The organism is Aeromonas sp. 97A (assembly GCF_051919185.1).
Classification (GTDB): domain Bacteria; phylum Pseudomonadota; class Gammaproteobacteria; order Enterobacterales; family Aeromonadaceae; genus Aeromonas; species Aeromonas veronii.
This window is the reverse complement of sequence record NZ_JBQBFF010000001.1, coordinates 3,053,791-3,072,498: the sequence shown is the minus strand read 5'-3', so window position 1 is coordinate 3,072,498 and position 18,708 is coordinate 3,053,791. Positions and strand designations below refer to the sequence as shown.

15 protein-coding genes are annotated in these 18,708 nt (G+C 61.6%); 9 read left to right on the top strand and 6 right to left on the bottom strand.

Annotation, left to right across the window (positions count from 1 at the left end; all coding sequences use genetic code 11):
* Positions 1-27: 27 nt before the first annotated feature.
* Positions 28-261 carry a hypothetical protein gene (locus ACTG27_RS13820; RefSeq protein WP_439979828.1) on the bottom strand — a complete coding sequence of 78 codons (234 nt, stop codon included), beginning with the start codon at positions 259-261 and terminating at the stop codon, positions 28-30.
* 308 nt (positions 262-569) lie between these two features.
* Between ACTG27_RS13820 and ACTG27_RS13815 the strand changes: the two genes are divergently transcribed.
* On the top strand, positions 570-1,862 hold the full coding sequence (locus ACTG27_RS13815) for a ferredoxin reductase family protein (RefSeq protein ID WP_439979827.1): 1,293 nt from the start codon (positions 570-572) through the stop codon (positions 1,860-1,862).
* Between the two features lie 15 nt (positions 1,863-1,877).
* Here ACTG27_RS13815 and ACTG27_RS13810 read toward each other — a convergent pair whose 3' ends face one another.
* A complete protein-coding gene (locus tag ACTG27_RS13810) occupies positions 1,878-5,045 on the bottom strand; it encodes a S41 family peptidase (RefSeq protein WP_439979826.1) in 3,168 nt (1,055 codons plus the stop codon).
* 279 nt (positions 5,046-5,324) lie between these two features.
* On the opposite strand from ACTG27_RS13810, the gene ACTG27_RS13805 reads away from it, so the two are divergent.
* From ACTG27_RS13805 to ACTG27_RS13780, 6 genes are all read left to right on the top strand, one after another.
* Complete coding sequence (locus ACTG27_RS13805) at positions 5,325-5,804, top strand: L,D-transpeptidase family protein (protein ID WP_042084254.1); 480 nt, start codon at positions 5,325-5,327, stop codon at positions 5,802-5,804.
* A 120-nt stretch (positions 5,805-5,924) separates the two neighbouring features.
* A complete protein-coding gene (locus ACTG27_RS13800) occupies positions 5,925-6,632 on the top strand; it encodes an AzlC family ABC transporter permease (RefSeq protein ID WP_439979825.1) in 708 nt (235 codons plus the stop codon).
* Between the two features lies 1 nt (position 6,633).
* Positions 6,634-6,969: an AzlD domain-containing protein gene (locus tag ACTG27_RS13795; protein ID WP_005340292.1), complete on the top strand. Its 336-nt coding sequence runs from the start codon at positions 6,634-6,636 to the stop codon at positions 6,967-6,969.
* 122 nt (positions 6,970-7,091) lie between these two features.
* Positions 7,092-8,618 carry a YjjI family glycine radical enzyme gene (locus ACTG27_RS13790; RefSeq protein ID WP_439979824.1) on the top strand — a complete coding sequence of 509 codons (1,527 nt, stop codon included), beginning with the start codon at positions 7,092-7,094 and terminating at the stop codon, positions 8,616-8,618.
* 10 nt (positions 8,619-8,628) lie between these two features.
* Positions 8,629-9,516, top strand: a complete 888-nt coding sequence (locus ACTG27_RS13785; RefSeq protein ID WP_439979823.1) for a YjjW family glycine radical enzyme activase — start codon at positions 8,629-8,631, stop codon at positions 9,514-9,516.
* A gap of 138 nt (positions 9,517-9,654) precedes the next feature.
* Positions 9,655-9,978, top strand: coding sequence for a DUF1820 family protein (locus ACTG27_RS13780; RefSeq protein ID WP_005340296.1), 324 nt, complete (start codon positions 9,655-9,657; stop codon positions 9,976-9,978).
* A 63-nt stretch (positions 9,979-10,041) separates the two neighbouring features.
* Here ACTG27_RS13780 and ACTG27_RS13775 read toward each other — a convergent pair whose 3' ends face one another.
* From ACTG27_RS13775 to ACTG27_RS13765, 3 genes are all read right to left on the bottom strand, one after another.
* Complete coding sequence (locus ACTG27_RS13775; protein WP_439979822.1) at positions 10,042-10,974, bottom strand: LysR family transcriptional regulator; 933 nt, start codon at positions 10,972-10,974, stop codon at positions 10,042-10,044.
* A gap of 165 nt (positions 10,975-11,139) precedes the next feature.
* A complete protein-coding gene (locus ACTG27_RS13770) occupies positions 11,140-12,336 on the bottom strand; it encodes an amino acid aminotransferase (protein WP_439979821.1) in 1,197 nt (398 codons plus the stop codon).
* A 127-nt stretch (positions 12,337-12,463) separates the two neighbouring features.
* The gene (locus ACTG27_RS13765; protein ID WP_005340299.1) at positions 12,464-12,739 is read right to left on the bottom strand and encodes a metal/formaldehyde-sensitive transcriptional repressor; all 276 of its coding nucleotides are present in this window, start codon (positions 12,737-12,739) and stop codon (positions 12,464-12,466) included.
* 71 nt (positions 12,740-12,810) lie between these two features.
* Between ACTG27_RS13765 and dmeF the strand changes: the two genes are divergently transcribed.
* Positions 12,811-13,773, top strand: coding sequence for a CDF family Co(II)/Ni(II) efflux transporter DmeF (gene dmeF, locus ACTG27_RS13760; protein ID WP_439979820.1), 963 nt, complete (start codon positions 12,811-12,813; stop codon positions 13,771-13,773).
* A gap of 53 nt (positions 13,774-13,826) precedes the next feature.
* Here dmeF and ACTG27_RS13755 read toward each other — a convergent pair whose 3' ends face one another.
* Positions 13,827-14,240 (bottom strand): hypothetical protein, encoded by a 414-nt coding sequence (locus tag ACTG27_RS13755; protein WP_213390241.1) that lies wholly within the window; start codon positions 14,238-14,240, stop codon positions 13,827-13,829.
* 262 nt (positions 14,241-14,502) lie between these two features.
* Here ACTG27_RS13755 and pulA point away from each other — a divergent pair, with 262 nt between their 5' ends.
* A complete protein-coding gene (pulA, locus tag ACTG27_RS13750; RefSeq protein ID WP_439979819.1) occupies positions 14,503-18,567 on the top strand; it encodes a pullulanase-type alpha-1,6-glucosidase in 4,065 nt (1,354 codons plus the stop codon).
* The last annotated feature ends 141 nt before the right edge of the window (positions 18,568-18,708 follow it).

Genomic DNA, 18,708 nt, shown 5'->3' with positions numbered 1-18,708 from the left:
CCTGCCATTCTTTTTGCTCATTGTTTACTACTCATCGATGACCTTTTTTCCACAATTTTCACAGATGGTGTGGCGTTCAAAGCGATCCATGTTGGCCAGAAAGGGGCCGGCGGCCCAGCCGGTAATGAAGTCTTTGATAAATGCTGTGCGTTTTTGCTCCGGTGTCGGCTGTTTGCCAAATGATTTGTCGACCAGCACCACGACATGGTTGGTCTCGCGCTGACAACTCGGGCAGACGCGTTGTTCGGTGGATGAAAGCAAGGGGGATCTCCTTGTCCGGAAGAGTGGGCAGCAGGTTTTCCGCCGCAGATATGTAACGTCCCCATTTGATTCCTTTTTCTGGCAGGTCGTCAATCACGGCAGAGGTGGATTGTGCGCTATCTCCTGTGAAGAGGGGCGAGCCAACAAGGGTGATCACGAGGGGCCAGTCGGCCCCTCTTTTGTTTCCGTTTGTCACACATTGCCACACAAGCTTCCCCCTATGGCAAAGTCTTGTGACCGGACGGGTGTGTAATGGCGCCATGAGCAGGGAGATGAGGCCCTGCCGCGATGGAACCAGGGAGCATGTTATGACGAATAAATGGATGTGGTGGCTGTTGCCGCTGCTGGCGGTCGGGGTCTGGTGGCTCGGTTATGCGGGGGATGCCAACGGGGTGTGGCCCTGGCGCCATGAGATGTTACTGCTGACGGGCCTACTGGGGATGACCTATATGGCCATTTCGCTGTTGCTGGCGTTGCGCCTGCCGCAGTTGGAGGTGTGGTGTGGCGGTCTGGACCGGATGTTGCGATTGCACCGCCAGATGGCCATCGGCGGTGCATTGGCGTTGACCGCCCACTGGCTGATGGTGGAGGTGCCCAAGTGGGCAGTCTCGGCGGGTTGGCTGAGTCGTCCTGCGCGGCGTGGGGCCAGCGGTGCTGGGGCTGGCGCAGGCAATGGCATCTCGCTCCATGCCCTTGGCAATACCCTCGGTGAGTGGAGTTTCTATCTGCTGATCGCGCTGGTGGTAGTGAGCTTGCTGGCGCTGGTGAGTTATGGCCGTTTTCGGCTGATCCACCGGCTGGTGCCAATTATCTATCTGGCGGGGTGGGGGCACGGGCTCTGCCTGTTGCCTCAGGTAGGGGCCATGACTCCCGTGGGGGTATCGATCTGGTTGATCGGTGGGTTGGGAGCTATCGGGGCCCTCTACTCCCTGCTGGGACAAGTGGGAGCGCGGGATCGCCATCCGGGCCGGGTCATTGCGGTGCGGGCGCTGGCGGATCACACCTGCGAGCTGACCATGCAGCTGGAGCGGCCGCTCGCCCATTACCGCCCGGGCCAGTTTGCCTTCTTCGAATTTGATGCCAAGGAGGGGCCGCACCCCTTTACCCTGGTGCGGGTGTCAGCGGATCGGCGCCAGCTGGTGATCGCGGTGCGGGCGCTCGGGGATCATACCCGTCAGCTGGTGGCAGAGGCGCGCGTCGGGGATGGAGTTGTGGTGATCGGCCCCTATGGCGCCTTTGTTGCGCCGCAAGGGGGAGGCCGAGCCCTCTGGCTGGGGGCCGGGATAGGTATCACGCCGTTTGTTGCCTGGCTGGAGGGGCTGGCTGCCCGTGGGGAGCGGGGCGAGGGGATCACCCTGATCCAGTGTGCGCCGGATCTGGCGGGGGCTGTCTACCACCAGCGGTTGGTCGAGCTCTGTCATCGCACCGGTGTGCGTTATCAGCTGCATCTGGACAAGACAGCCGGGCGGCTGGATCTGGCCCGCATCGCGCAGGATGCGCCCGAGCAAGTGTGGTTTTGCGGGCCGGAGGGGATGGCAGATGCCCTGACCCGGCTGTTACCGGACGGGCATCTGCATCGCGAGCTGTTCCGCTTTCGTTGAGCTCGATGGGGGCCGTTATTTGGCGCTGGCTGGCAACTGCTTGAGGGCGGCTTGTACTGCCGCCTCCAGTTGCGGGTCGAGCCCGGCCACCATGTCGGCGGGAGTGAGTGGCACCTGCAGATCCGGGATCAGCTCCTGATTCTCGTAGAAGGTACCGTCCGGTTTGCGCAGCCCCAGGGTCGGAATGCCGTAGGAGAGTCCCGGGATCAGCCGGGAGTCGTGGCTGTAGACCATGGTGCCTGTGCCGGGCACCGGATCGCCGACGATGGGGCCGACCTTGAGGGCACGGTAGTACTCGGGGAAGGCGGAACCTTCCGAGTAGCTGCCAGCGTTGACCAGCACCACCGAAGGCTTGGTCCACTGGCGAGTGGCGGCATCGGTTTCCCCCTTGCCCTGACGGGGCCAGCTGCTGGCCATCCCCTTGGCGCTGCCGCTGCCGGTCAGAAACTCCACCAGGGTATTGGCGAGATAGCCACCGCTGTTGAAGCGGACATCGACGATCAGCGCATCGCGATTGCGCTGTCTGCCGAGGGCATCCGCCACCACCGCATCGTAGACCTCGCTATTCATTGCCGGCAGATAGACGTAGCCGACCCGTCCTCCGCTCAGGCTGGCCACCAGCTCCCGCCGTTTCTCAATCCAGCGATCCTGTTGCAACTGGTACTCCTGCTGTTTGTCGATGGCGGTGAGCACCACCTCGTCAGTTTGCTTGTTGCCCTCCTGCTGGAAGGTGAGGGCGAGCCGGGCACCGGCCTGATGGTTAAGGGCTTGATCCAGCTCGGCCAGATTGGCAATCGGGACGCCGTTGATGGCGAGCAGGCGGGCGCCCGGGGCGATATCGCTCTCCTGATCCAGCGGGCCGCCAGAGAGCAGAGCGGTGAGCATCACCCCTTGCTTGCCATCCTGCCAGTAGCCGCCAAGGCTGGCGGTCTCGTCCGCCATGCGCGGGAAGGGGGCGGGGCCACTGCCCCAGGTGTGGGAGACATTGAGCTCGCCAGCCAGCTCCGCTAGCAGGTTGCCAAAGTCCCGCGGGTTGCCGATGCCCGGCAGCAGGCGGCGGTAAGCGGCGACATAGCTATCCCAGTTCACCCCGTTCATGTCGTCCAGATAGAACTCGTCCCGGGTGAGCCGGGCGATCTGATCGAAGGCGGCGGTCATGCGTTCCTGCCAGCGGCTGGTGGGCTGCAAGGCGAAGGGGGCGCTGGTGGCTTCGCCGGAGTCGAGGTGGATCCGGGTGATCTCCCCATCCCGCACCAGGGTAGCCAGGGAGCCCTGCTGGTTGAGGCTTGCCAGCGCTGGGCCGGGCTGCTCGCCAAACAGTTCGCTGGTTTTGCCCTTGCGCAGATCCTGGCTGTAGCCCTTGATCTCGCTCTCGCTGTTGACCCCCATCTCTTCCACCAGATAGATCAGCTGGTCGCCGATGATGCGGCTGGCGAGCAGGGTGCCGGTGGGTTGCAGCAGCAGCGCTTCTCGATGGTTGAGACGATCGCTCTCAAAGCCGTATCCCCCTTTCGGCGGCTCCAGTTCGGCAATCGCATCGGCTCTGGCGGCGCGGCTGCTGTAAATGCCGAGCAGGTTGGTGACGAGGGGCTCGCCATCGGGCCCCAGTGCGCCAAACCGGGTCGATTGCCAGTAGAGGATGGCGCCATCCTGACTCCAGCCCGGTTGCCCATCCTGATAGCCGTTGAGGCTGACATTGACCGGTTTGGCCTTGAGGTTGGCCGTGTCGATCACCGCGATCTCCTGCTCTGCCGCATCGGGGCGGAAAGTGAGCGCCAGATGGCGTGAGTCGGGGGCAAAGTCGAGATGTACCTCGTGGCGCGACGGGTTGAAGCTGGCAGGCACCAGCTCCCGCTGCTTGTTGCTCGCCAGATCCAGCAGGTGGATGGCCTGGCCATCCACCACGAAGGCGAGCTGCTTGCCGTCGGGGGAGAGCACCGGACGGCTGATCCCCTTGTCGGGTATGGCCAGCAGCAGACTCTCGGTCAGAGTGCCGGGATCGCTGAACAGCAGATCCGGATCACCCTTGCGCAAGCGATAGAGGGCGGCGTGCCCCTGCTGCTCCGACAGATAGATGAGGGCGCGCCCCTGCTCGGCGAAGAGGGGGCTGGACTGCTCGCTCGGATCGCGGGTCAGCTGGCGCACCCGCTCCCGCTCGGGGTCGACGGCAAACAGGTTGCCCTCGCTCACCAGGATCAGCTCGTCCGCCTCTTCGCTGACCAGCGCTTCGTCTGCCAAGGTCAGGGTCTCGCTCGCCTCATCCGGCGCGCTGGCCACTTGCGGGGTGAGGGTCAGCTTGCGTGGCTCGCTGCTATCGGCATCGAGGCGATAGAGTTCCCCCAGCCATGACCAGACCAGATCGCCATTGCGAGAGGCGCTGAGCCCCCGTACCGGATGGCCCTGATAGTGGGTCAGCTGTTGCTCCTTGCCGCTGGCAAGATCCCGGCGCCAGACGTTGAAATCGCCGCTGCGCTCGCTCAGGTAAAAGAGGGTATCTCCCTTGTCGCTCCAGACCGGATCGGTGGCCGCCACCCGATCTTCGGTCAGCTGCTTGTGCTGCTTGCCATCAAACAACCAGAGACGGGGCACCGCGAACGAGTGCTGATGCTTGCGAAAGGGTTGATCCGCCGCGGGCATCTGATAGGCGAGCCGCTCCCCGTGGGGGCGGGCGAGGGTTGCAGGCAGCGGCAGATCGGCCTGCAAGGTGCCGCCGGTGATCGGGGTCCAGTAGAGCTCGCCCCATTGGTAGCCTTCCGCGACAAAATGGTCGGCATCGGGCGCCCCCAGGCGCTGGCTGCTCAGCAACAGCCGTTTGCCATCGGCGCTGAAGGCTTGCGGCAGATCGGTGCGCGAATCGCGAGTGAGGCGCACCATCTCGCCGCCGCTGGCGGGTACCACGAACACATCTTCGTTGCCGTAGAGATTGGCGGCAAAGGCGAGCTTTTTGCCATCCGGCGACCAGATTGGCCGCTGGCTCAGGTAGTCGCTGCCGGTGAGCGCCGTGGCGGGGCCACCCTCGGCACTGGCGACAAAAATGCGCCCCTGCCAGGTGAAAGCAAGCTGCTTGCCATCGGGGGAGAGGGCGGGCTCGCGTAGCCAGAGCGCATCGGCGGCGACACTGGCGGGCAGCCAGAGCAGAAGTGGCGAGAACAGCAGGGTGGCAAGGCGGCACGAAGAGCGCATGGCATGATCCTGTCGGGGAGTGGAGTGTTATCTTCGCCGATCATTGCCCCGGGTGCCAGCGCGATAATTTTTTGTATCTTGTTGTTTTAACTGTTAATTACCAATGCCAAATGACGGCGTTCAAGGAAGATGGCCTTGCTGCGGCAAGATATGTTTTGCCGGGCATATTGAGTATTGATGGCGATCCAATATCATGGCGCTCGCTCGCCGCTCGGCGGGCATCGTTCAGATGATCTGGTAACAAGAAAAGCCCGCACCAGAGGCTTGTCGAGGGATGGAATGAGAGCCGTATTACTGTGTTTGTTGGGGCTTTGGCCCGCATTGAGTTTTGCCTTTACCGAAAAAGCCGATTTGGTGGTGGTCAAGAAGTCGACCTATAGCCTGACCCTGATGAAGGATGGCAAAGAACTGAAGCGCTACTGGATTGCTCTGGGCCCGGCGCCCAAGGGGCACAAGCAGCAGGAAGGGGATCAGCGTACGCCGGAAGGGCGCTACACCCTCGACTACAAGAAGACCAATTCCGGCTACTACAAAGCCATCCATATCAACTATCCGAACCTGGATGACATCAAGCGCGCCAATGAGCTGGGTGTTCGTCCGGGTGGCATGATCATGATCCACGGCCAGCGCAACAGCATTGGCAACCGCAGGGTTCAGCCTTCCAACTGGACCAATGGCTGCATCGCCATGCTCAACCACGAGCTGGATGAGGTGTGGGACGCTATTGATCCGGGTACGCCCATCGTCATCGAGCCCTGATCCCCTTGTGCACGCCCGCGACTCCGCGGGCGTTTTATTTCCCGCCAGTGATGACGTGACAGCGCTTGCTGTCCCGTGCTAGTTTTTTCGGCTCGCTTTGGCTGTGACAAGGAAGATCACATGATGTCAGTAACGAGCGTGCCCGAGCGAACGGGGATGCTCTGGTGGCGTGCCACACTGGATATGCTCCCGCTCTCCATTTCGGTGTTCCCCTGGGGGATCCTGTGTGGCGCTTTGGCGTTGCAGGCAGGGCTGAGTCCGCTTCAGGCTCAGCTGATGTCGTTGCTGGTCTACGCCGGAGCCGCCCAGCTCTCGGCCACGACCCTGTTCGGGGCGGGCACGCCCCTGCTGCCCATCATGGGCTCCACCATGGTGATCACTTCCCAGCATCTGCTATACGGCTTCACCTTCCGCCGTGACGTATTGCCGCTCTCCCTGCGCTGGCGGGCCAGCCTTGCTTTTTTCCTGACTGATGAGATGTTCGCTGTTGCGCTGAAAGACCGGGAGCGCAGCGGCCACTTTGATCCGGCCTACGCGCTCATCGCGGGATTCGTCTTCTATCTGTTCTGGAATCTGGCGACCCTGCTCGGCATCGCGGCCGGCCAGTACATCGATGGACTGGACAGCATGGGGCTGGATTTTGCTATCGCGGCCACCTTCATTGCCATGACCATTCCCGCCATGAAAAACTTGCCCATGGTGGCGGCCACTCTGGTGAGCGGCGGCACAGCGTTGCTTACCAAGCCGCTGCTGGCGGAGATCCACATCATCGTCTCGGCTCTGGCTGGCATGGTGGTGGGCTATGTGTTGCACCGGATGAGGAGGTAGCGTGAGCTGGCTGATGATTGGCCTGCTGGCCCTGATCACCTTTTTCAACCGCTTCGCCTTCTTTTCTCGGTTGACCCGATATCAGCCGGGTGCCGAGATGGGGGCGTTTCTCGGCTTCTCGGCCCAGTCGGTGCTGACTGCAATCTGGTTGCCCATCGTCTTTAGCTACGAGCCGGGGATAGGTCTTGACTGGGATCCTGACTACCTGACTGCCACCCTGTGGGTGATGCTCTTGACCCTGTTGCGGCTGCCGACTCTGGTTGTGGTGGTGGGCGGAATGGGGGGCTTCTTTCTGCTGCGCTGGCTGGGAGGCATAGCCGAGCTCTTACCTTGGTGAAGCGCGAGCCGTGATCTTGTGTAATGGATGTCATTATTCGACATCCGTCATGTCATGAATGTCACTTCAAAAAAAGCCTGCAAATGGTGAGGATATGGGCTCTGTCCGTGAAGGAGTGTCCCATGTCTTTGATCGAAATCTGTCAGCGCATCGTGCGCGATCCCCATCTCTCCGCCGCCCAGAAGAGCCACGCGCTGGCGCTGGCCGCCGAGAATGCGTTGCCCTACCCCGACCTGCCTGCCGCAGTCGCCGAGGCGATGGAGCAGGGATTTATCTGCGACATGTTCGAAGGGCACGCCCCCTACAAGCCGCGTTATGTGCTGCCGGACTATGAAAAATTCCTGACTCAGGGCTCTGCCTGGCTGGAGCTGGCGGCGCCGCAGGATTTCGACGAGGCGCTCAACGCCCTGCGCATCCTCTATCACCATGTCCCCTCAGTCACCGGCATGCCGGTCTGGCTGGGGCGGCTCGACCATCTGCTGCTGCCGTTTGTCGGCGAACTGGATGACGAGACCCTCTATCGCAAGCTGAAGGGGTTCTGGGTCTATCTGGACAGGGTGCTGCCGGACGCCTTCATGCACGTCAACATCGGGCCGGATGACAACCGCATCTGCCGCCTGATCCTGCGCATCGACAACGAGCTCAAGCAGGTGGCGCCGAACCTCACCTTCTTCCACGATCCGGAGCAGACCCCGGACGATCTGCTGCTGCAGGCGGTGAAGAATATCGCCGAGTGCAGCAAGCCGCACATCGCCAACTACCCGATCCACCGCGACACCTTCGACAATCGCGGCTTTGGCATCGTCAGCTGCTACAACGCCCTGCCGCAGGCCGGTGGCGCCAATACCCTGGTGCGCATCTCCCTCAAGCGGGTCGCCGAGCAGTGTCAGGGGATCGATGATTTCCTCGGCTGCCTGCTGCCCCATTACTGCCGTCTGGCCTCTCAGCTGATCGAAGCGCGGGCCGCTTTCCTCCATGATGAGTCCGGTTTCTTCGACAGCTTCCTGGTGAAAGAGGGGCTGCTGGACGAGGATCGCTTCGTCCCCATGTTCGGCATCTATGGCATGGCGGAAGCGGTCAATATCCTGATGGATAAAGAGAATCTGCCGGATCGCTACGGCCATGGCGAGGAGGCGAACCAGCTTGGCTATCGCATCTCGGCCCAGCTCTCCGCCTATGTGACCACGACCCCGCAGACCCATGCCTGGGGGGGCCGCGCTTTGTTGCATTCGCAAGGTGGCCTCAGCATCGATGTAGCGGTCACTCCCGGGGTGCGCATTCCCTACGGGCATGAGCCGGATCCGGCAAGCCATGTGCTGGCACTGGCACCGCACCACACTTATTACCATTCGGGGATCAGCGAGATCCTGACCCTGGATCCCACCATCCGCCAGAACCCGCAGGCGCTGTTGCAGCTCTGCAAGGGGGCACTTGCCATCGGCATGCGCGAGTTCACCGCCAACGTGGCCGACAGCGATCTGGTGCGGGTGACCGGCTACATGATCCGCAAGAGCGACGTGGCCCGCTTCGCAGAGGAGGGGTCGCGCTTGCAGACCACCTGTCTCGGTGCCGAGGCGAGTGAAGTGACCGCCATTCGTCAGCGGGCACCACGAGTGGTCGCCCACGAATCGACTATCGGCGAGTATTGAGTTCGCACCGATGGCTGATGTTTTGCCAACACGCAGCGCCCTGGTAAGCAGGGTGCTGCCGTTCTCCTGTGTCGACGGGCCGGGCAACCGGCTGGTGCTGTTTCTGCAGGGCTGCAACTTTCGCTGCCCCGGCTGCCACAACCCGCACACCATAGGGCTGTGCGACGATTGTGGCGACTGCCTCGAGGTCTGTCCGAGCGGCGCCCTCTCCATGAGCGAGGGCAAGGTGCAATGGCAGGCAACGCTCTGCACCGATTGCGACGCCTGTCTGGATGTCTGCCCGCGCAGTGCCAATCCCAAGACTGCCACCATGACGGTGGCCGAGGTGTTGGCCCTGCTGCGTCGCTACGGCCCCTTGCTGAGCGGGATTACCGTCTCCGGTGGTGAGGCGACCACCCGGCTCCCCTTCGTGGTTGCGCTGTTTGCCGCCATCAAGGCCGCGCCGGGTCTGACCCATCTCACTTGCCTGCTCGACAGCAACGGTTCGCTGGCCGAAACCGGCTGGCAGCGGCTGCTGCCGGTGCTCGACGGCGCCATGCTCGATCTCAAGGGGTGGGGTGACTCGGTGCATCACACCCTGACCGGCTATGGTCGCGAGCGGGTGCTAGGGTCGCTGCAACTGCTGGCACGCCACGGCAAGCTGACCGAACTGCGGCTGCTCCATGTACCTGGCAAGAGCGATTTTCTTGATGCGAGTGGTGAGCTGGACGCAGATCTTGCCGCCTTCTTGCAGCGGCTGGGGCCTGTGCCCATTCGCCTGAACGGCTTTCGCCATCACGGAGTGCGGGGAGAGGCGGCGCAATGGCCAGAGGCTCACCAAACCGAGTTGGAACAGCTGGCCAGCCGTTTGCGTGCAGCGGGATTGGGGCCGGTCTCACTGCCTGCCTTGATGGGCTGAGTGGTTGCGTCATCCGGTGACCGTCATGGCGTGAGGTGCGGCATGGAAAGGCCGCAACTGTGATTTCTGTCTATTGGAGGGGGCGAGAACGGCGGCTAGAATAATGGCCATCTTCTTACCCCTCAATGACAGATAATCATGAGTGAAAGCAAGGCGTTATATCGGGTTCAGTTTATTTGCCACAGCGAGCGCTACGAAGTCTATGTGCGCGAAGTCAATCAGGGCCAGCTGTTCGGTTTTATCGAGATTGCCGACTTTGTCTGGGACAACCACACGGCGCTTATCGTCGATCCCAGTCACGAGAAGCTCAAGAGCGAATTTGCCGATGTGCGCCAGACTCTTATCCCTATGCATCAGGTGCTGCGCATCGATCAGGTGAAAAAGCAGGGGGCAGCCCGCATCACGGATCTGGGCAGCAACGTCGCCTCCTTCCCCAGCCCCATCTATACCAAACGCCCCTGATCCCTCATTGCCGTTGATGTTTCGCCGCGGCGAAACATCAACCTCTTCTCGCTGTCGCCCGGCTCAGGGCTCAATCAATTCGCGACCCAGTTGCAGGATCCGCTGGCGGAACCAGTGACGGGCCGAGCCATCACCGGCTGGGCCATACCAGACCAGACTGTGACTCACCTTGCCGTAATCGAACGGTGCCGGACGCATCACCAGATCCGGCTGACTGGCCATGCAGGCCGCCCAGCCACCGATGGCGGTGAGGATCAGATCAGTCTGGGGCAGCAGAGCCGCCGCGCTGGCAAAATCGGGCAGGGTGACGCCAATCTGGCGACGTACCTGCTGCTGGGCCAGGCTCTGTTCGAAGAAGGGGTTGGCCAGCTCCTGATCCCGGATGGCGATATGGCGCCAGCTCAGGTAGGCATCGAGATCCCAGGGTTTGGCCAACGCGGGGTGGTCTTTGCGCAGCAGGCAGACCAGTTTCTCTTCCCGCAGGGTCTCCCACACCAGCCCAGGCTGGCGCGGCAATGGCTGGCTCTGGTCATGGGGCAGGATCACGAAGTCGAGTTTGCCCGCTGCCAGCGCCTCCAGCCCCTGCTCATCCTTGTTCCAGATCTCCGGCACCATGCCCGGCACCTCTTTCATCAGCTGACCCAGAATTGGGCCCACCGGCCAGGTCATGACGCTCTCGCGCAATCCCAGCCGCAATGTGCCCTGCCACTGCTGCGGGTTGAAGGCGTTCTGGCGAGTGAGGCCGTTCAGTTCCCCCAACAGCCGGTGCAGGGTCGGGGCCAGTCGTTCGGCCATGGGGGTGAGCAACAGCTGGTTTCCCTGACGGTAGAGCAGTTGATCCCCCAGCAGATCTCGCAGCTGGTTGAGGGTTTTGCTGACGGTGGAAGGTGTGGTGCAGAGCCGCTCTGCGGTGCGGGTGACGCTCTGGTTGTCGAGCAGCAGATGCAGGGCGACCAGATGGCGACCTCCCAGCCGAGAGAGAGCGATCAGATCCATAGTGGCTCCTGAAATTGATGAAGATAAACAGGCTTGGAATCAGAAAGATTCAACGTGACCTGCTGGCATTCTCTCACAGCAGGGGGAGGGTGAGCAGATCCATCAAGAGGTGACCGCGAACGCAACAGACAAAAAAAAGCCCCGCCAAAGCGGGGCTGATGCGGATTAGCCCTTGAGCACCGCCGCCATGGCGTCAGCAACATAGTCGACGTTGCGGCTGTTGAGGCCCGCCACGCACATACGGCCGGAGCGCACCAGATAGACGGCGAACTCCTCGCGCAGGCGATCTACCTGCTCCGGGGTGAAGCCGGTGTAGCTGAACATGCCGCGCTGGTTGATGAAGTAGCTGAAATCTCGGCCTGGCACTTTGGCGCTCAACACCTCGAACAGCTTCTGGCGCATCGCCTTGATGCGGTTGCGCATCTCGGTCACTTCATCGACCCACATGGCGTGCAGCTCGGGCTGGATCATCACCGCCGCGGTGATTTGGCCACCGTGAGTGGGAGGGCTGGAGTAGTTGCGGCGCACGGTGGCCTTCATCTGACCCAGCACCCGGCTCGCCTCTTCGGCATCCTGACAGATGACCGACAGGCCACCACAGCGCTCGCCGTAGAAGGAGAGGTTCTTGGAAAACGAGTTGCTGACGAAGAAGCTGACACCGGCGGCCACCATGGCACGGATGGCGTAGGCATCCTCTTCCAGCCCGTCGCCGAAGCCCTGGTAGGCGATGTCCATAAAGGGGATCAGGTTCTTATCGACCACCAGCGCGATCACTCGATCCCACTGGGCGCGAGAGAGATCCACCCCGGTCGGGTTGTGACAGCAGGGGTGCAGCAGCACGATGCTCTTCGCCGGCAGGCTGCTAAGGCAGTCGATCATGGCATCGAACTGCACGCCGCCGGTGGCCGCATCGTAGTAGGGGTAGTCATGCACCTTGATGCCGGCTCCCTCGAACATCGCCTTGTGGTTGTCCCAAGTGGGATTACTGACCCACACCTCGGAGGTCGGGAAGTAGCGCTTGAGCAGATCGGCGCCGATCTTCAGCGCGCCGGAGCCACCGATGGTCTGGATAGTGGCGATACGTCCCGCCTTGACCGCTTCATGGTCGGCACCAAACAGCAGATGTTGCACTGCGGTGCGGTAGTTGGCGGCGCCTTCCATAGGCTGGTAGGGGCGCGGCGCCGGGGCGGCGGCGCGCTGGGCTTCGGCCTGCTGCACCGACGGCAGCAGCGGAATGCGCCCCTGCTCGTCGTAATAGAGGCCAATCCCCAGGTTCACCTTCTGCTCGCGGGTGTCTTTGTGGAAGGTCTCGACTAGCGTCAGGATGGGGTCGCCAGCATAGGCATCGACGTGTTCAAACATGGGGGATCCTTGAAATTGACTGTCCAGTAAAACCGGCGGTCAGCCGGGCTGGACATCATGGCGCAAAGCTGGCGGTGGCTCAAGCCTGACGCTGGTCTAGCCTGAAGGGATGGTGCCGCCATCCTGCTTACTTCAAATAGGATCGCAGGACGCTGACCACCTGATCCAGATCCTCCAGCCGCTCGGCCGGGGTGGCATCGGGGGCGCCGAGATGCTCGCGCATATGCCCTTCCAGCACCTCCAGCATCAGGCCGTTGACGGCGCCGCGGATGGCGGCGATCTGCTGCAAAATAGCGGTGCAGTCGCTCTCCTGTTCCAGTGCACTCTCCAGCGCACCGGCCTGTCCCTTGATGCGGCGCACCCGTGCCAGCAGCTTCTTCTTGTCGTGAATGGTGTGGGACATGACGGATCCTCTCGATCAATAAAACTATACTGGGGTATAGTATATTGCATCATCGCTCTCAGGAGAAATCCATGTCATCCCTCGCTCAATCCCACTGCCATCAACCCGTCATCCACGAGGGCAATCCGCTGGCCGAACAGAAGACCCGCTGGGCCGTATTGCTGACCGTCATCATGATGGTGGCGGAGATTGGCGGCGGCTGGTTCTACAACTCCATGGCGCTGCTGGCCGATGGCTGGCACATGAGCTCCCACGCGCTGGCGCTCGGTCTCTCGGTGCTGGCCTATCGCGCCGCCCGCCATTTCGCCCGTGACCACAGGTTCAGCTTCGGCACCTGGAAGATCGAGGTGCTGGGTGGCTTCACCAGCGCCCTCTTGCTGGTGGGAGTGGCCGGGTTGATGCTGTTCGAGTCTGTGTTCCGGCTGCTCGACCCCAGCCCGATACACTATCAACAGGCGATCGCTATCGCGCTGGTGGGACTGCTGGTGAACCTTGCCTGCGCCTGGCTGCTCAAGGATGATCACGGCCACCATCACCACGGCCATGGGCATGACCACCATCATGAGCATCACGACCACGCTCATCATCATGACCATGACGATCACCACGGCCATCAGGATCTCAACCTGCGCGCCGCCTATATCCACGTGTTGGCGGATGCGGCCACTTCCGTGCTGGCGATTCTGGCGCTGACTGGGGGTATGTTGTGGGGGGCCGACTGGCTGGATCCGCTGATGGGCATAGTGGGTGCCGGGCTGGTCGCGGTATGGGCCTGGGGCCTGTTGCGCGACTCCGGTCGGGTGCTGCTGGATGCCGAGATGGATACCCCGCTGGTGACGGAGATCCGCGAGGTGATTGCCGAGCTGCCGGGCACTGATATTCGCGATCTGCATGTCTGGCGGGTAGGGCAGCAGCAGTATGCCTGCGTGCTCTCTTTGCTGATGGTCAATCCGCTACCGGCGCAGCAGATCCGCGAGCGGCTGGCGATCCATGAAGAGCTGGTGCATGTGACCATCGAGATCGCGACCGAATAAAAGCAAACAGGGGGTCTTGGCCCCCTGGTTTCAGTGCCGTTGGTTCCCTGATGTCAGTGCGGTTGCCCGGTGATCTCCTCCTGGGGCTTGTGTTGCCACACAGCGCCGAGCAGCAGCTTGAGCAGCAGTCCGGGCGGGTTGTCCAGCAGCTTGCCGGACTCCAGCAGCAGCTGACCATCGGCGCGAAATCCTAGGCTGGCATCTATGGTGCCATCCTCAGAGACCACCTGGATCAGGCCATTGAGGGCGGAGCGCTCGCCGGGCTGACAGCGCAGCCGCAGTTCGCGGGGTTCCCCCAGCAGGGTAAAGGCGCGGCTCAGCGGGGGCGAGTCTTCATAATCGGGCCAGTTGAAGAAGTGATACTGCTCGGCCAGGGCGCCAGCCTGCTGGCAAAACTGGTCGAACAGCTGCCCGATCGCCTGATACTCCTGATCGAGTCGTCTTGCCTGTTCTTCAATCCGTTTCATTGTTTACTCCTTGTCTATCCACTTGATCAGACATTGCTTTTCTGACCCCGTGACTGCCGTTTTCCAGATATGAGGCCAAATGGCCGCGAGGTCTGTGAGCCGGATCGAAGTTTCAGTCTGAAAACGTTATCTTGTTGAAACTGGATGGTTTTTTTGCCTTTCCGCTCACATTTGAATCGATTGCCGCTGATTAATATGGCACCGCCTGGCAATGACCGGGTGCTCGACTATCGAGACTAACTACAGCGGGAATTATAAAAATATGGATATGAAAAAGACCAAAGTGGCGCTGGTAACAGCCTCACTGCTCGCGCTTTTGTCTGGCTGTAATGACAACAGCTCTGATGCCTCCGGTGTGAACCCCGTCCCCCCTACACCGCCTACACCTGAAGTCACCGATGGGCCTGTCGCTCGTCTGCCCAAGATGGATCCCCCGAAAGAGTTGCTGGTTGCCGGCGACAATCAGGTGGTCATTGCGCTGGTGGATACCCAGTCGGCAGCCAAGGGGGCCAAGGCACCGTTTGACAGCCACAGCCTGCACCTTTGGAACAACGACGCCTGCCAGGCAACGGCCGATAGTGGCCTGAATACCGGTTGGGATGACAAGAGCAAGACTCCTGCCACTGCCGACAGCTTTGGTCCGGCCTGGGTCGTGCCGCTCAAAAATGTGGAAGGGTGCATCAACTTTATCGCTCGCAACGGCGATCTGGCCAACCTGACCGGCAGCGATATGAAGGTGAGCTTCAGTGAGCACCCGGATCGCACCGTGGCCATCGTCGCGGGCAAGAAAGATCTGTTTGGCAGCCGTGCCGAAGCCTTTACCGCCGCCTTTGGCGTAGCGGGTGCCAGCGCTCATCTTATCGATGGCAATACCCTGATTTGGCAAGGGGGCAAGGACAAGCCCCACGTTCGCCTCTATTACAGCGACTCGGGCACCATCAAGGCCAATGCCGATGGAGTGTTCGATTTCCCCTATATCAGCTTGACCGCGACCGGCCTGACTGCCGAGCAGCAGGCCAAATATCCGCATCTCAAGGATGCCGCCGCCTTTGCCCTGCCGGCCGGTAAAGATCTCAAGCCCCTGCTGAAGGGGGAGCTGGTGGCTATCGGCACCGATACTGACGGTATCCTGCAGGGGGCGACCCTGGTGCAGAGCGCCGGCGCCCTCGATGCGCTTTATGCTCCCGAGGCGACCAAGCTGAGCTATGGTGCCGTGGTGGAGGGTAACCGGGTGACCTTCCGCCTCTGGGCGCCGACCGCCAAGTCGGTCAAGCTGGCCCTCTACAACGCCAGCCACCAGAAGAGTGGTGAAGTGGCCATGACCTTCGACAGCACCAGCGGCAGCTGGAGTTACGAAGGGGGCAGCGAGCTGATCGGCCAGTTCTACCGCTACGACATGGAGGTCTACCACCCGCTGAGCCGCAAGGTCGAGCACTACGAGGTGACCGATCCCTACTCCTTGAGCCTCGCGATGAACTCCGAGTTCAGTCAGGTAGTGGATCTCGACGATCCGGCCCTGAAACCGGAAGGATGGGACAGCCTCAAGGCGCCCCACAGCCAGCAGAACCCCGCCGATATCACCATCTATGAGGCCCATGTTCGCGACCTGACCGGGAATGACGCCTCTACCGATGAAGAGAAGCGCGGCAAGTTTGTTGGCCTGACCCAGCCCGACTCTGTACCGGTCAACCATCTGAAAGCGCTGGCAAAGAGCGGCGTCAGCCACCTGCACCTGCTGCCGGTGTTCGATATCGCCACCGTCAACGAGGATCCGGCCAAGGTAGCCAATCTCGGCGATGACTTCAGCAAGCTCTGTCAGGTCAATCCGGATGTGAAAACATCCAAATTTGGCGGCTATTGCGGTGGCGGTCAGACCGTGGGAGATGTGCTGGCCGACCTGCAAGGGGGCGACAGCAAGGATAATCCGCAGGTGCAGGAGCTCTCCGGCTATCTGCGCGGCGTCGACTCCTTCAACTGGGGTTATGATCCCTACCACTACACCACGCCGGAAGGCTCCTACGCCACCAACGCCGAGGGCACCAAACGTATTCTGGAGTTCCGCGAGATGGTCAAGGCCATCAAGCAGAACATCGGCATGAACGTGGTGATGGATGTGGTCTACAACCACACCAACGAATCCGGGCTCGGCCCCAAGTCGGTGCTCGACAAGATCGTGCCCTGGTACTATCAGCGCCTCAATCCGGAGACCGGCTCGGTGGAGAACTCCACCTGTTGCTCCAACACGGCGCCGGAGCACGCCATGTTCGCCAAGCTGATGGATGACTCTCTGGTCACCTGGGCGCGCGACTACAAGATCGACGCCTTCCGCTTCGACCTGATGGGCCACCATCCGAAAGATCAGATGGTGCAGGCGCTGGCCGCGGTGAAGAAGGTCAATCCCGAGATGTACTTCTACGGTGAGGGGTGGAACTTCGGCGAAGTGCAGGATGACAAGCGCTTCGTGCAGGCGACCCAGAAGCATCTGGGCGGTACCGGTATCGGCTCCTTCTCCGACCGCTTGCGCGATGCGGTGCGCGGCGGCAGTCCGTTCGACGGCGGCGATACCATTCGCAAGACCCAGGGCTTTGGCAACGGTGCTTTCGTTGATCCTAACGAAATGAGCAAGGTGGATCTGGCTACGGCCTTGCACCAGTCCGATCTGGTGCGGCTCGGCATGGCGGGCAACCTCAAGGAGTTCGTGCTGACCGACAAGGATGGCATGCCGAAGAAAGGCGCCGAGATCGACTACAACGGTCAGAGCGCCGGTTATGCCCAGGATCCGGTGGAAGTGCAGAACTATGTCGACAAGCACGACAACCAGACCCTGTTCGACAACCTGATCTACAAGGCGCCTGCCGGAGCCGATCTGGTGCGGATGCAGGGGGTCTCGCTGGCGACTGCCATGCTGGGTCAGGGCATTCCCTTCACCCACGCCGGTGTCGAGCTGCTGCGTTCCAAATCCATGGAGCGGGACAGCTATGACTCGGGCGACTGGTACAACAAGGTCGACTACACCCTGGGCGACAACAACTTCGACAAGGGGTTGCCGCGCAAGGACAAGGATGGCGACAACTATCCGCTGATCGAGCAGGTGCTCGGCAAGCATGCCAAGCCGGGCTCGGCCGAGATGGCGCAGATGGTGAGCTTCTATCAGGAGCTGGCGGAGCTGCGCAACTCCTCCCGCCTGCTGCGTCTGGGCAGTGGCGCCGAGGTGATCAAGCGGGTCGACTTCCGCAATACCGGCCCGGATCAGGTGCCCGGCCTTATCGTCATGACGGTGGATGATGGCGTCAGTGCCGGGGGGGATCTGGATCCGGCCATCGACGGTCTGGTGGTGATGATCAACGCCAGCAACCAGAGCCAGAGCATCGGCGACTTCCGTGACGGCAACGATCAGCCCATCGATCTGAGCGGTATGGTGCTTGGCAGCAAGCATCGCGCAGTCGACAGCATTGCCAGCGGCGCCGCCTATGATAACGGCCAGCTGACGCTGGGGGCCTGGTCTGCCGCCGTGTTCGTCAAGCCGCAGTCTGGTGCACAGGGCGCGGGCCTGCCGGTCAGCAAGAAGACCGACCTGAGCACCCTGCCACCGTTTGGCAACACCGATGTTTATCTGAAGGGGTTCCTCGATGAGTGGGGCAACACCAACCAGATGATCTTCAGCGGCAACTTTATGTACGAGTTCACTACCGAGGTGAGCACCGACAAGCTGGGTACCACCAACGTCAAGATCGCTGACGCCAGCTGGGGGCCGGTCAACTACGGCAGTTGCAACGCTGGTGACAAGCTGGTGGTCGGCACTCCGCTGACCCTTTGCAAGGGTGGCGATACCGGCAACATCGGGCTCGATCTGGCCAAGGCAGGCAGCTACAAGTTTGTCTTTACCGCCATGAACAAGGACAAACCGACCCTGAGCGTCAGCTTCACCGAGCCGGTGCAGAGCTGCAAGGTGCTGGATACGGTGGCGGGCAATCCGCTCGGCTACAACCTGTTCGTCAAGGGTGAGCTCTCCGGCTGGGGAGCCCAACCTCAGTACCAGCTGAGCTACAAGGGGATGGACGGTGATCTTGCCATCTATCAGGCGGCGTTCAACTACACCGGCAGCACCGAGTTCAAGGTGGCCAACGAGGACTGGAGCAAGGAGTACCTGCTCAACGGTGGCGGCGCGGTGAACGCTGAAACCGGCTATTCGTTCGCCTTCTCCAAGGGGGGCAGTGCCAATAACAGCATCACCCTGCCGCAGGGGCTGTGGAGTGTGCTGGTGAAGGTTGACCCGGCTGGCGTCAAGGCGGGTACTGCCGTCATTCAGGAGTGCAGCGTCAAGTAAGCAAGCCATTGAGTCCGGGGGATGGCTCGGCGTCCCCGGGTTGAATTCCACCTCGCCAAGGGTGGGATAACTCCGAGAGAGTAAGCAAAGCGCGACTGCCGACCGGCAGGCGCGCTTTTTCTTTTACGGGGTGCCGTGAGA